Source organism: Allobosea sp. UNC402CLCol, assembly GCF_000745475.1.
Classification (GTDB): Bacteria; Pseudomonadota; Alphaproteobacteria; order Rhizobiales; family Beijerinckiaceae; genus Allobosea; species Allobosea spartocytisi.
The window spans coordinates 872,308-885,948 of record NZ_JQJJ01000010.1 but is presented as its reverse complement, the minus strand read 5'-3'; the positions used below and the strand labels follow the sequence as shown (position 1 = coordinate 885,948).

11 protein-coding genes and 1 tRNA gene are annotated in these 13,641 nt (G+C 67.3%); 8 read left to right on the top strand and 4 right to left on the bottom strand.

All coding sequences use genetic code 11. The features are described 5' to 3' along the window. Positions 1-97: 97 nt before the first annotated feature. Both GY40_RS16060 and GY40_RS16055 read left to right on the top strand, forming a co-directional pair. On the top strand, positions 98-1,153 hold the full coding sequence (locus GY40_RS16060; RefSeq protein ID WP_038363814.1) for a threonine aldolase family protein: 1,056 nt from the start codon (positions 98-100) through the stop codon (positions 1,151-1,153). Between the two features lie 90 nt (positions 1,154-1,243). Further along, positions 1,244-2,110, top strand: coding sequence for a hypothetical protein (locus GY40_RS16055; protein WP_038363812.1), 867 nt, complete (start codon positions 1,244-1,246; stop codon positions 2,108-2,110). Between the two features lie 233 nt (positions 2,111-2,343). Here GY40_RS16055 and GY40_RS16050 read toward each other — a convergent pair whose 3' ends face one another. Then, positions 2,344-2,817 (bottom strand): Hsp20 family protein, encoded by a 474-nt coding sequence (locus GY40_RS16050; protein ID WP_038363810.1) that lies wholly within the window; start codon positions 2,815-2,817, stop codon positions 2,344-2,346. Positions 2,818-3,138: 321 nt separating this feature from the next. On the opposite strand from GY40_RS16050, the gene GY40_RS16045 reads away from it, so the two are divergent. Further along, on the top strand, positions 3,139-4,194 hold the full coding sequence (locus GY40_RS16045; RefSeq protein WP_081925438.1) for an alpha/beta fold hydrolase: 1,056 nt from the start codon (positions 3,139-3,141) through the stop codon (positions 4,192-4,194). Here GY40_RS16045 and hisN read toward each other — a convergent pair. Together hisN and GY40_RS16035 are read right to left on the bottom strand one after the other, a co-directional pair. Then, positions 4,099-4,881: a histidinol-phosphatase gene (gene hisN, locus GY40_RS16040; protein ID WP_038363807.1), complete on the bottom strand. Its 783-nt coding sequence runs from the start codon at positions 4,879-4,881 to the stop codon at positions 4,099-4,101. The two genes, GY40_RS16045 and hisN, sit on opposite strands and share 96 nt — an antisense overlap. A 337-nt stretch (positions 4,882-5,218) precedes the next feature. Next, the gene (locus GY40_RS16035) at positions 5,219-6,139 is read right to left on the bottom strand and encodes an N-formylglutamate amidohydrolase (protein WP_081925437.1); all 921 of its coding nucleotides are present in this window, start codon (positions 6,137-6,139) and stop codon (positions 5,219-5,221) included. A 255-nt stretch (positions 6,140-6,394) separates the two neighbouring features. Between GY40_RS16035 and GY40_RS16030 the strand changes: the two genes are divergently transcribed. The 4 genes from GY40_RS16030 (at position 6,395) to GY40_RS16015 (ending at position 9,192) form a co-directional block, all read left to right on the top strand. After that, positions 6,395-6,754 carry a cell cycle two-component system response regulator CpdR gene (locus tag GY40_RS16030; protein WP_038363805.1) on the top strand — a complete coding sequence of 120 codons (360 nt, stop codon included), beginning with the start codon at positions 6,395-6,397 and terminating at the stop codon, positions 6,752-6,754. A 164-nt stretch (positions 6,755-6,918) separates the two neighbouring features. Further along, positions 6,919-6,993, top strand: a tRNA-Val gene (locus GY40_RS16025). Positions 6,994-7,474: 481 nt separating this feature from the next. Beyond that, positions 7,475-7,921 carry a VOC family protein gene (locus tag GY40_RS16020; RefSeq protein WP_038363802.1) on the top strand — a complete coding sequence of 149 codons (447 nt, stop codon included), beginning with the start codon at positions 7,475-7,477 and terminating at the stop codon, positions 7,919-7,921. A 62-nt stretch (positions 7,922-7,983) separates the two neighbouring features. Beyond that, on the top strand, positions 7,984-9,192 hold the full coding sequence (locus GY40_RS16015) for an MFS transporter (protein WP_038363800.1): 1,209 nt from the start codon (positions 7,984-7,986) through the stop codon (positions 9,190-9,192). Between the two features lie 75 nt (positions 9,193-9,267). Here the strand turns inward: GY40_RS16015 and GY40_RS16010 are convergent, their stop codons facing one another. After that, positions 9,268-10,875, bottom strand: a complete 1,608-nt coding sequence (locus GY40_RS16010; protein WP_282568287.1) for a glucan biosynthesis protein G — start codon at positions 10,873-10,875, stop codon at positions 9,268-9,270. A 298-nt stretch (positions 10,876-11,173) separates the two neighbouring features. Here GY40_RS16010 and bglX point away from each other — a divergent pair, with 298 nt between their 5' ends. Continuing rightward, positions 11,174-13,570, top strand: coding sequence for a beta-glucosidase BglX (bglX, locus tag GY40_RS16005; protein WP_349236407.1), 2,397 nt, complete (start codon positions 11,174-11,176; stop codon positions 13,568-13,570). Positions 13,571-13,641 lie beyond the last annotated feature (71 nt).

The following is a 13,641-nucleotide window of genomic DNA, read 5'->3' as shown; positions in this document are numbered from 1 at the left end:
TCTTGTTCTGAGCCGGTCCCGACCGGCACGGCGTGCAAGCCCCCTCCTCGCCTTCGCCGCTTGGCAGAAGCTGGGCCGCCCCATAACCCTTTCCTCCATGAACTTCATCAGCGACAACACCGCCGGCGCCAGCCCCCGCGTCATGGCCGCTCTCGCCGCCGCCAATGACAGCCCCGCAGCAGGGTATGGCGCGGATGACTGGACGAAGCGCGTCGAGGAGCGCCTCTCAGCGCTGTTCGAGCGGGAGGTCGCCGCCTTCCTGGTCACCACGGGTACCGCGGCCAATGCCCTGGCGCTCGCCAGCGTGGTCAGGCCCTGGGGGGCCGTCATCACCCATGAGGAAAGCCACATCGTCGAGGACGAATGCGGCGCGCCGGAATTCTTCAGCGACGGCGCCAAGCTCGTCGATCTCCCCGGCATCGGCGGGAAGCTGACGCCAGAGGCGGTGACGCGGGCTCTGGGCAACCTGAACGAGGGCAGCTTCCACAATGTCCAGGCCCAGGCCCTCTCCGTCACCCAGGCGACGGAATGCGGCACGATCTACACCCCGGCCGAAATCCGCGCGCTGAAAGAGGCCGTCACGGCCCGCAACCTGACGGTCCATATGGACGGAGCGCGCTTCGCCAATGCGCTGGTCACGCTGGGCTGCACGCCGGCCGAGATCACCTGGAAGGCCGGTGTCGACGTGCTCTCCTTCGGCGGCACCAAGAACGGCGCCTGGGCGGTGGAGGCGGTGGTCTTCTTCGACCCCGGCCGCGCGGAGGAGATGAAATGGCGTCGCAAGCGCGCCGGCCAGACCCTGTCGAAGGGCCGCTTCCTTGGCGCGCAGTTCGAGGCCCTGCTGGCCGACGATCATTGGCTCGATCTCGCCCGCCACGCCAACGGGCAGGCGAAGCGTCTCGCGGACGCGGTCGGCAACGGTGGCGAGGCGCGCCTCGCCTGGCCCTGCCAGGCCAACGAGGTTTTCCTGATCCTGCCTCCCGCGACGCAGGAACGGCTGACGGCGGCTGAGGTGCGCTACCATTCCTGGCCCGGCCGCTCGCTCGCCCCCGACAATGCCTTGCAGGACGGCGAGATCGTCGGCCGCTTCGTCATGTCCTTCGCGACCGATCCCGGCGAGGTCGACCGGCTGATCGCGGCGATCTCCGGCTGACACAGGGATTTTTCGGCCCGGTCCGGCCCCATGCCTGCCGCAATCGCTAAGGAAGACTGAAAGGCGCGACACCTCGTTAAGGAAGATGGCATGGCACAACGTTCGACCGCGTCGAGGCACATCGGCCTGATGGGTCTGGCCGTGGCCGGTGCACTCGCCGGCTCGGCGGGAGGCGCCGCCGCCCAGTTTTATTATTACGAAGAGCCGGCGCCCTATCCGCCGGCCTATGTCTATGGCTACGGATATGGCTACCGTTCCGCGCCCCGCATCGCCGAGCCGGTGACGGCCTACGACATCCGCCGCATCGCCGCCGAGAATTACGGCTTCGTCCGGATCGACCGCCTCTATCGGAGCGAGGACGCCTATGTCGTCGACGGCATGCGGGCGAACGGCCAGCGGCAGCGGCTGATCCTCGATGCCTTCGCCGGCAACCTGATCCGCCGCGTGCCGCTGCGCAACGGCCAGGCCGACCTGGGGCCGAATATCGCCCGCGTCAACCCACGCGAGGAGCGCGAGCCGCCGCGACCGCGCCTCGTGCCGAAGCCGCCGCAGCGCCCGGCCGAGTTGAGGCCCCCGGCCGAGGCGAGCGCCCCCGCGACCATCGTTCCACCCGCGCCGGCCGCCCCGCCCGCGCCGGAGCAGGCGCCGACCCCACCCGCACCGCAGCCCCCAGTCGAGGCCAGCGCGCCGGCGACGCAGACGCCGCCCCCGGCCGTCGCCCCCGCCGAGCCTTCGCCCGGCCCGGTCAACCCGGACAACGGCACCGAAAAGCCCAAGCTGGTGAATCCGCAGGATGTGCGCGGCACCGACACGGCCGAACGCCAGCCGCCGCTCTCGGCACCGCCGCCGGCCTCCGCCGAGGCCGCCGTACCGCTGGCTCCGGTGCAGGGGCAGGATACCGGCACGGCCAAACCCAAGCCTGAAACGCCGATCGCGCCGGTCACGCCGCTGCAGTGACTTTGGGGGGCTCGCGACGTCCGCGAAGTCCCCAGTCGGTCAACGGGACGCCGGCTCCACCCTCGTCATGCTCGCGCTTGTGGCGAGCACCCATGTCTTGGACACCGCCCTCGATCAGGGAAGACGGGGATGGCCGGCACAAGGCCGACCATGACGGCTGTGTTCCATAGCCAAACGAAAAGGGCCCCCGTCACCGGGAGCCCTCGCTCTTCAAACCGTCGGGGCGTGAGGAATTACGCCGCCTTGGCGGTCCCGACCCTGGCCTCGATGACCTTGGCCGAACCGGCGCCGATCGGAATCTGGCGCGGCTTCTTGGCCTCGGGGATCTCGCGCACGAGGTCGATATGGAGCAGGCCGTTCTCGAGGCTGGCGCCCGTCACCTGCACATAGTCGGCAAGCTGGAAGCGACGCTCGAAAGCGCGTGCGGCGATGCCCTGATGCAGGACTTCGCGCTTCTCGGCCGTGTCGGAGGCCTGCTTCTCGCCCTTGACGGTCAGCGCGTTCTCCTTGCTCTCGATCGAGAGGTCGGCCTCGCCGAAGCCCGCGACCGCGATGGTGATGCGGTAGGCGTTCTCGGCGGTACGCTCGATATTGTAGGGCGGATAGCTCGGGGCCGAATCATTGCTGGTCGCCTGGTCGAGAATCGAGAACAGGCGGTCGAAGCCGACGGTCGAGCGGTAGAGGGGGGAGAGATCGAAATGACGCATGATGTGTCCTCCGGAAAGCGACATTCATTGCAGCCCGCCTCGCCTGAGCGCGGGCCCGGTTGGGTTTCACGCAGCCGGTTCCGGCCTGCGCAGAAGTGATCTGGGGAAGCGTTTTCGGCTTTTCAAGAGCCTCGCGCCAAGGGCATAAACGGGGCCTGACGAAGCCCGATACGAGTTCGCGTGGCCGGCAGGCGGCGTGAGCTCAGGTTGCCTTGCGTCTCACCGGACGCGATGACGGCGATCGATCTAATCGTGATGACATCGGATTTTTTCGAAGGGTGATGTCCACTTTTCGGTCCGGCGTCATTGCCCGGAGCAGCAATGGCCGAGGCCGCCTTTTTCGCCGATCCCGACTATCCCGTCCCGGGCCATGGCAAGGTCTGGCTGGCGACGACGCGCGACGGCGCCGCCTTGCGCCTCGCCAGTTGGCACCCGACCGTGAAGCCGGTGCGCGGCACGATCGTCCTCGTCCAGGGCCGGGCCGAATTCATCGAGCGCTACAGCGAGACGATCGCCGAATTGCGCCGGCGCGGCTTCCATGTCCTCGCCTTCGACTGGCGTGGCCAGGGCGGCTCGCAGCGCTTCGTCCGTCGCGAGCGCAAGGGCCATGTCGGCCGGCTGAAGCATTACGAGGCCGACCTCGCCCTGGCGATGGCGGAGATGCAGGCGAAATTCCCGCCGCCCTATTTCGTCCTGGCCCATTCGATGGGCGCCGCGCTCTGTCTCGATGCCGCGCGTCACGGCGCCCTGCCGGTCTCGCGCATGGTCGCGCTCGCCCCCATGCTCGGCCTCACCATGGTGAAGAACCCTGCCGGGGCGAGCCGGCTCGCCAGCATCCTGTACTGGCTCGGCTTCGGCCGTGCCTTCGTCCCCGGCGGCGGCGACACCGCCATTGCGACGAAACCCTTCGCGGGCAACCGGCTGACCAGCGACCCGGTTCGCTATGCCCGCAACAGCAGGCTGTCGGCGCAGGCGCGCCATCTCAGCATCGGCGACCCGACCATCGCCTGGGTCCGCAACGCCTTCCGGCTGATGGCCCGGCTCAACGCCCCCTCCGCCGCGCTCGACGTCAAGGTGCCGACCCTGATCATCGCCGCCGGTAAGGACCCCGTCGTTTCGACGCCGGCGATCGAACGCTTCGCGGCCCGCCTCAAGACCGGTTCGGCGCTGGTCTTCCCCGAGGCGCGCCACGAGATCCTGATGGAGAACGATGCGATCCGTGCCCGGTTCTGGGCCGCCTTCGACGCCTTCATCCCCGGCGAGGACCAGGCAGAGGCCGCCTCAGCCGGCGAGAAGATCGAGCGCGGCCTCATGCAGCGCCTCGCTGGCGGCGGCGACGATGCGGCCTCCCCCGGCAGCGCTCCCGCCATCCCATGAGGTGACGACACCGCCGGCGCCCTCGATGACCGGGATCAGCGCGACGATGTCATAGGGCTTCAGGCCGCTCTCGATCACCAGATCGACATGGCCGGCGGCGAGCATGCAATAGGCGTAGCAGTCGCAGCCATAGCGCGAGAGCCGCACCGCGCGCTCGACGCGCTGGAAGGCTTGCGCCTCCTCGCCCTGGAACAGCGCGGGCGAGGTCGTCATCAGCGTCGCCGCCGCAAGGTCCGGCACCTGCCGCGTCCTGAGCCGCCGCGGCCCGCCGGGCCCCTCATAGCGCGCCTCGCGCCCGTCGCCGGAGTAGCGCTCGCCCGTGAAGGGCTGGTGCATCATGCCATAGACCGGCACGCCCTTGCGCGTCAGCCCGATCAGCGTGCCCCAAACCGGAATGCCCGAGATGAAAGCCCGCGTGCCGTCGATCGGGTCGAGCACCCAGACATAGTCCGCATCGGTGTTCTCGCTGCCGAACTCCTCGCCGAGCAGGCCATGCTCCGGGAAATGCTGACCGATCAGGCGGCGCATGACCGTTTCGCCGGCGCGGTCGGCCTCGGTGACCGGGTCGAACACGCCCCCGCCCGACTTGTCCTCGGTCGTATGATGCGCCCGGAAGAACGGCAGGATCGCCTGGCCCGACTGCGTCGCCAGATCCGCCACGAAGGCACCGAAATCGACCGCACTCATCGGGACGTCCCTTGCTGGATTATTGTGCTCTGCAACATAACCTTGCCCATAGTCCGATCCCGGCGAGATCGCAGCCCTCTGCCAAATGTCATAGATCGTTTTGTTTGCAACGATTTTCGGGGTCAACCATGCGTTCAACGCATGGCCGCTTTGATATCCGACAAATCCGCTTGCGTTTTTGCGCCGCACAGTCTTATTGTGCATCTGCGAAGGGGAGATCGCTTCAAACCTTCGCTTGCCCTCCTTGGGCGTTTCCTCCCTAGACTTGGGCCGCCACGCAAGTGTGCGGCCCTTTTTTCTTGGCTGGCCGATGCCGTGTCGCGGCCACGGGGGGCGGCTACTCGGCCGCCTCGCGCCATTCGTCGAGCCAGCCGCTCCAGCGGGCGAAGCAATCGGCAAGCGCGCGGGATATGGCGTCGCGCAAGGTCTCGAAGCCGTCATGCGGCTCGAGCGTCGCCTCGTTCATGTAGAGTGCACGGTTGACCTCGATCTGCAGCGCATGCACGCCGGCAGCGGGGGCGCCGTAATGCTCCGTGATGAAGCCGCCGGCATAGGGCCGGTTGCGCGTGACGCTCAGGCCCAGCCGGGCGAAAGCCTCCTCCGCGATGTCGATGATGTAGCCGGCCGCGCTGGTGCCGAATCGGTCGCCCAGGATGATGTCCGATTTCGCCGACCCCTCGCGGTCGAGCCCGGCCGAAGGCATCGAATGGGCATCGACCAGGATGCAGGTGCCGAACGCCCCTTGCGTCCGCTGCACCAGCCCGCGGAGTCCGGCGTGATAGGGGCGATAGAGCGCGTCGATCCGGGCGAGGCCCTCCGCGATCGGGATGCGCCCGAAATAGATCTCCTGCGCATCGCCGACGATTCGCGGAATCGTGCCGAGCCCGCCGGCGACCCGCATCGAGCGCGTATTGGCAAAGGGCGGCACCCGTCCGTCGAACATCCGCGGATCAAGCTCGTAGGGCTCGCGGTTCACGTCGAGATAGGCGCGGGGAAATTCCGCGACGAGCAGCGGGGCGCCCAGCGCGACGCTCTGCGCGAACAGCCGGTCGACGAAAGCGTCCTCGGAGCGCCTGAGCCCCTTGAGCGGCAAGCGCGCCTGCTCGACGAAGCCCGGCGGATAACGCCTCCCGGCATGGGGCACATCGACGACCACCGGCACCACCTGCAGCGCCGGCTGGTACAGGCTGTAGGGACGGTCGATCTCGCCGACGACATCGTCGGGCGCGGGCGGAAACGGGGCAGAGGAAAAGCTCATTTCACCTGACTGAAGCACACAAACCGAACGGGTTGAAGCGGCGCCGAAAGAGTGGCTGTCGTGCAACAGTGGATTCACGCGTTGTTTACCACGATCTGGCCTTATAAGAGGGCATGGTTCCAACGAAGCGGCGGGGTCGCTACCCAGCCGCATCGGCCCCGACGGCGGCGCGGGCGCCAGACGCATTGAAACGGACGCGGCATCGCCCGGGCAGCGCCGGGAGAGACCGGCCTCGGGGACGGACAGAACAGGCCCATGACGAAGATTTTGCTCGCGGAAGACGACAACGATATGCGTCGCTTCCTGGTCAAGGCCCTGCAGAATGCAGGCTATGACGTCGCCTCCTTCGATAACGGCCTGTCGGCCTATAATCGTCTGCGCGAGGAACCCTTCGAGCTCCTGCTGACGGACATCGTCATGCCGGAGATGGACGGCATCGAGCTGGCGCGCCGCGCCACCGAGCTCGATCCCGACATCAAGGTGATGTTCATCACCGGCTTCGCCGCCGTGGCGCTCAACCCCGATTCGCAGACGCCGAAGGATGCGAAGGTGCTCTCCAAGCCCTTCCACCTGCGCGAGCTCGTCAACGAAGTCGAGAAATTGCTGGCCGCCTGAAGCCTGTTCGGCACCCTGCAACGGGGTGTCGGATGGCCTGTGAGAATTTATGCGGCAAACGCCTTGCAAGCCGCGAGGCGAGCCGCTATAGCCCCCTCACCTCGCAGCGTGACTGCGGCCGCAAGGCCCGGACACGCTTCCGAAAGTCGCCAAGGGCGTCTGACGGGCGCGTAGCTCAGCGGGAGAGCACTACGTTGACATCGTAGGGGTCACAGGTTCGATCCCTGTCGCGCCCACCATTTTCGAACCCTGCAAGACTCAGCTCTTGCAGGGTTTTTTCTTGCCTCGACGCGATGGCGACCGCACCGCCGGGCGAGGACTCGGCCTCATCTGCGAACACCATGGGGACTGCCCCGCCGCCCCGGAAACGCGGCCAGCCTGGGCACCGTCTCCCCACTGACAGGAGCTGGCAGGAACGCGCGGCCGCAAGGTTGACATCGGCGCGATCATTACGTTGATATCAACGAAGAAGAAACCGCCGACCGGCTAGGGCAACCGTTCTCCGCGCCCGCCTGGAAGGAATCGGACCGTGTCCACGATGCTGCACGTCCTGGTGTTCCGGGGCGGCCACGCCCAAGACGCGGCGCCCCTTTGCGCCTCGCTCTTCGACGACGGTGGGGATCGTCGAGGTGACGCGCCGGCCGACAGGCGAGCCCGGTGCGGAAGGCCCCATCGGTCTCGCCTGATGCGCGCCGAAGCCCGATCACAAAGGAGACGACCATGAAGATCGTGACCAGCCTGAGCTTCCGCGGCCAGTGCCGCGAAGCATTTGAATTCTACGCTAAGGTCTTGGGCGGCAAGATCACCGCCGCCATTCCCTATGCCGACGCGCCTCCCGGCATGCCGATCAGCGACGAGAAGTACAAGAGCTGGCTGATGCATTGCTGGCTGGAGGTCGGCGACCAGGCCCTGATGGGCGCCGACATGGATGTCGGCTGGGCTTCCAACATCGACAAGCCCAAGAACGGCTTCGACGTCACCTTGCACGGCACCGACAAGGCGCAGAGCCAGCGCTGGTTCGAGCAGCTCTCGGAAGGCGGCAAGGTGGGCATGCCGTTCGCCGAGACCTTCTGGTCGCCCGGCTTCGGCTCGCTCGTCGACAAGTTCGGCATCCCCTGGATGGTCAACACCCTGCCCTCGGCCGATTGGCGGCCGCCGCAGAGCTGATCCGCCCCGAAACACCGGTTGAAGGATATGGATGCCGGCGCCGGCGCATCCCGGAGAATGTCATGAACCATCCCTATCGCTGGGTGATCGTCGCTGCGGGTGCCTTGCTGGGCTGCGCCGCCGTCGGGGCCATGTTCTCGCTGCCGGTCTTCCTGCGGCCGATGTCGCAGGACACCGGCTGGTCGGTCACCGGCATATCGACGGCGATGACGATCGGCTTCCTCGCCATGGCGGGCGCCAGCATGGTCTGGGGCAACCTCTCCGACCGGTTCGGGCCACGCCCGGTGGTGCTGACGGGATCGATCGTGCTGACATCGAGCCTCGCGCTCGCCAGCCGGGCGCAGTCGCTGGTCGAGTTCCAGCTCCTGTTCGGCCTCCTGGTCGGCGGCGCGACGGCCGCCGTCTTCGCGCCGATGATGGCCTGCGTCACTGGCTGGTTCGAGACGCAGCGCGCGCTTGCCGTCTCGCTCGTCTCCGCCGGCATGGGCATGGCGCCGATGACCATGGCGCCGCTCGCGGCCTGGCTGGTGACCATCCATGACTGGCGCGGCGCCATGCTGATCATCGCCGGCATTGCGGCGGCGCTGATGATCCCGGCCGCGCTCCTCGTGCGCCGGCCGCCCGCGCTCGATCACGCCGAGGCCGGGACGACGACGGAAGGGCCGCAAGAAGGGATGACGGTCCGGCAGGCCGTGCGCTCGCCGCAATTCATCACGCTGATGCTGGCGAACTTCTTCTGCTGCGCCACCCATTCCGGCCCGATCTTCCACACGGTCAGCTATGCCGTGACCTGCGGCATCCCGATGATCGCGGCGGTCTCGATCTACAGCGTCGAGGGGCTGGCCGGCATGTTCGGCCGCATCGGCTTCGGTGTCGCGGGCGACCGCTTCGGCGCCCAGCGCGTGCTCGTCCTCGGCTTGCTCGCACAGGCGTTCGGCGTGCTCGCCTATGCCTTCGTCGGGGAGCTCGCCGGCTTCTATGCCGTCGCGGTGGTGGTCGGCTTCATCTATGCCGGCACGATGCCGCTCTACGCCGTGATCATCCGCGAGAACTTCCCGCTCAGGATGATGGGCACGATCATCGGCGGCACGGCGATGGCCGGCAGCCTCGGCATGTCCATCGGCCCCCTCTTCGGCGGCATGATCTATGACCATTTCGCCAGCTATGTGCCGATGTATGCCGCCTCCTGGGCCCTGGGGCTGGCGGCGATGCTGGTCCTGATGACCTTCCGGCCGTTCGCCGGCAGGCAGCGGGACATGGCACCGGCATGACAGCGCGCCCCGCCGATCCGGCGCCTGCCCGCGCGGGATCGTCGCGTCAAGGGCGGATGCCCCCGCCGCGCAGGGCTACTGCTGCCCTATCCGCAGGAGATTGAGATAGCGCTCCCTGTCGCCAGGCGACATGCTGGCCGGCAGGGGCGGGAGCTGGAAGCTCCAGGTCTCGGTGAGCGTGCGCCCATCCGCCTCCAGCGCGGCCCGCAGCTCGGACACCTTGGTGGAGTCCTTGACCTTGATCCGGTAGGTCAGGCGCCAACCCTGGATGGCCGGGTTGGGCTGGAGCAGCGTGCCCACGACCTCGACATTGTCGTTGGCGCTGACGAGCGCCGTGACAGGCGCCCCCTGAGGCAGGTCGCGCAGCCGCTCCCCCTTGAAATCGACGAGGAAGGCGAGCGTGCCGTCGCCGGCGCGGATCAGGTTGGACTGATAGATTTCGCCCGTGGCGCGCAGCGTCTGCAGCACATGGGCCGGGCCGTCCTTCATGATGGCCGGCTCATCCATGGTCCAGTGCATGCGGTAGTCGAACTGCATCGGCTGGCCGGGGGGCGGAAGCGTGTCCGGCGCCCAGAAGGCGACGATGTTGTCGTTGGTCTCGTCCGCGGTCGGAATCTCGACGAGGCGGACCGAGCCCTTGCCCCAGTCGTTCATCGGCTCGATCCAGGCGCTCGGGCGCAAATCGTAACGGTCCTTCAGATCCTCGTAGCGCGAGAACGAGCGGCCGCGCTGGAGCAGGCCGAAGCCTTTCGGATTCTCGGCCGCGAAGCTGCTGAGCGCCACCATCGGCGGGTTGTTGAGCGGGCGCCAGATCCATTCGCCATTGCCGGCATGAATCGCGAGCCCGTTGGAATCATGGATCGCGGGGCGGAAATTATAGACCGGCGACGGCTGGTTGGGGCCGTACAGGAACATGCTGGTGAGCGGTGCGACGCCGAACAGGGCCGGCTTCCCGCCCGGGCGCTGGAAGACGCGCGCCTTGACGGCGAGCACCGCGTCGGAACCGGGCGTCAGGGTGAATTCATAGGCGCCGGTCGCACGCGGGGAATCGAGCAGGGCATAGAAGGTCAGCGACGTGTCCAGCGCCGCCGGGCGGCGGATCCAGAATTCGCGGAAGGCGGGGAACTCCTCCGGAATCGACAGGCCGGTGTCGATGCCGAGCCCGCGCCCGGACAGCCCATAGATCTGGCCCTTGCCGATGACGCGGAAATAGCTCGCGCCCAGCACGCTCATGATCTCGTCGTTCTTGCCGGGCTCGTTGACCGGAAACAACACCCGGAACCCGGCCCAGCCGAGCTTGCTGGTCTGCTCACGGTCGAAATGCAGGTCGCCGAAATCGAAGCGGCCGGGATCGTAGGGGATCTCCTTCACGGCGCCGTCGACGATCTCGTTGATCCTGACCGGCGTGTTGAACTGCATGCCCTGGTGGTAGAAGGACAGCTTGAACGGCGTGTCCAGCTCGGACCAGGCGAAGCGATCGCGCCGGGGCTGCATCTTCTGGTAGTCGAAGAACTGCATCTTGCTGAAGACGTCGGGCAGGTTGCTGACCGGCGCGGCATAGGGCGCCGCCGCCAGCGCCTTCGCCCGCGCCACCACCTCGCCCAGCCCGAAGGCCGGGCGTTCCTGCGCCATCGCCGAGGCGCAGAAGGCGAGCGTGCCGGCCACCAGCCAGCCCAGAGCCACCTGCAGCCTTGCAAGGCCGGGCATCCGCCGGGAAGGCTTGAATCCGAACGAAGCCTGGGTGGACCGGATCGAGAAACGTCGGGTCGGATCGCAGGGTGCGGCCGCGGGACGGGTCGACAAGTTCACAGAAGCTCCCTTACATAACGAATGGCAGGACGTGCGCCGGTCCTGCACTGGCAGAGGCGCGTCCGAGCACACATGCCCATCGTGGGGACAAGGGTCAAGGAATGAGCGCCGACCAATTCGACCCGCGCCCGCGCCTCCCCCGCCAACCTCGATCGAAGTGAACGAACACAGCATGGACAATCAGAACAGCGTGCCAGTCGCCGACCGGCGAGGGGATGGTTCCCGCATGGAGGAGAGCAGGAACGGCCTGTCCCGGCGGCAGGCGCTCGGGGCCATCTCATGGGCTGCGCTGGCCGCGGGAATGACCGCAAATCCCGCACTGGCAGCGCCGAAACGGGCCGGAAAGCCCTCTGACGCCGCCAAGAAGGCGTTCGTCGACGACCTCATCAAGCGCATGACCGTCGACGAGAAGATCGGCCAGCTCCGCCTGATCAGCATCGGCCCCGAAATGCCGCATGCCAAGCTGATGGACGAGGTCGCAGCCGGGCGCATCGCAGGCTCCTTCAACACCGTCATCCGGCGCGACAATCGGCCGCTGCAGGAGGCCGCCGTCAAGCGCAGCCGCCTCAAGATTCCGCTGTTCTTCGCCTATGACGTGGTCCACGGCCACCGCACCACCTTCCCCATCCCGCTCGGGCTGGCGTCGAGCTTCGACATGGCCGTGATCGAGCGGATGGCCCGCGTCTCGGCCGTCGAGGCCTGCAATGACGGCGTCGACATGACCTTCGCGCCGATGGTCGATATCGGCCACGATCCGCGCTGGGGTCGCACCTCCGAAGGCTTCGGCGAGGACCCCTATCTCGTTTCCGAATGCGCCCGCGCCAGCGTGCGCGGCTTCCAGGGCACCTCGCCCGACAAGCCCGACACCATCATGGCGGCGGTCAAGCATTTCGCCCTTTACGGCGCGGTCGAGGGCGGGCGCGACTACAACACGGTCGATATGAGCCCGCTGCGGATGCGCCAGACCTATCTGCCGCCCTACAAGGCTGCGATCGATGCCGGCGCCGGCGGCGTCATGGTCGCGCTCAACTCCATCAACGGCGTCCCCGCGACCTCCAATACCTGGCTGCTGCAAGATCTCCTGCGCAAGGAATGGGGCTTCAAGGGCGTCACCGTCAGCGATCACGGTGCGATCACCGAGCTGACGCGGCACGGCGTCGCGCGCGACAATCGCGAGGCGGCCAAGCTCTCCATCAAGGCCGGCATCGACCTCAGCATGGCCGATCAGGTCTATCTCGCCGAATTGCCGGGGCTGATCGCCTCGGGCGAGATCAAGATGGCCGAGATCGACGCCTGCGTCCGCGAGGTGCTGGGCGCGAAATACGATATGGGCCTGTTCGCCGATCCGTTCCTGCGCATGGGCAAGCCCGAGGACGATCCGGTCGACGTCAAGGCCGACAGCCGCCTCAACCGCCAGCCGGCCCGCGAGATCGCCCGCGAGACCATCGTGCTGCTGGAGAACCGCAACCAGACCCTGCCGCTGAAGAAGCAAGGCACCATCGCGCTGATCGGCCCGCTGGCGGATTCCGGGCTCGACATCCTCGGAAGCTGGTCGGCCCAGGGCGTGCCCGAGCAGGCAGTGACGCTGCGCGCCGGCCTCGAGGCGGCGATCGAGGGCAAGGCGCGCCTCGTCACCGCCCGCGGCTCCAACGTCATCGACGACCAGAAAGTGGTAGAGTACCTCAACTTCCTGAACTGGGACAAACCCGAGGTCATCCAGGACCCGCGCAGCATCGAGGCGATGATCGAGGAAGCCGTCTCGGTCGCCAGCCAGGCCGATGTGGTGATCGCCGCCGTCGGCGAATTGCGCGGGATGTCGCATGAATCCTCGAGCCGCGTCAGCATCGACATGCCCGGCTCGCAGCGCCGGCTGCTGCAGGCGCTCAAGGCGACCGGCAAGCCGCTCGTCGTCGTGCTGATGAACGGCCGGCCGCTCGCGATCGGCTGGGAGAAGGACAATGCCGACGCGCTGCTGGAGACCTGGTACACCGGCACCGAAGGCGGCAATGCCATCGCCGACGTGCTGTTCGGCGATCACAACCCCTCCGCCAAGCTGCCGATCAGCTTCCCGCGCTCGGTCGGCCAGATCCCGACCTATTACAACGCCCTGCGCATCGGCCGGCCCTATACCGAGGGCAAGCCGGGCAACTACACCTCGCAATATTTCGAGGAGGCGCAAGGCCCGCTCTATCCCTTCGGCTTCGGCCTGAGCTACAGCCGCTTCGCGCTGAAGGATCTGAAGCTTTCGGCCACGCGCCTCAAGCGCGGCGAGAAGCTGAGCGCCGAGGCGACGCTGACCAATGAGGGCAGCCATGAGGGCGCCAATGTCGTGCAGCTCTACATCGCCGACCCCTACGCCTCGATCGCGCGGCCGGTGAAGGAGCTGAAGGGCTTCCAGAAGGTCACGCTCAAGCCGGGGGAGAGCCGCGTCGTGCGTTTCGAGATCGGCGAGGATGAGCTCAAATTCATCAATGGCGAGCTCAAGGAAGTGGTCGAGAACGGGCGCTTCGACGTGCAGCTCGGCCTCGATTCGCACGACGTCCTGGTACAGAGCTTCGAGCTCGTCTGACGCGTTCCCGAAACTCGTGGTCATCCCGGATCTCCGCTCGCGGCGTCCGGGATGACGCGCGCTTCGATGAC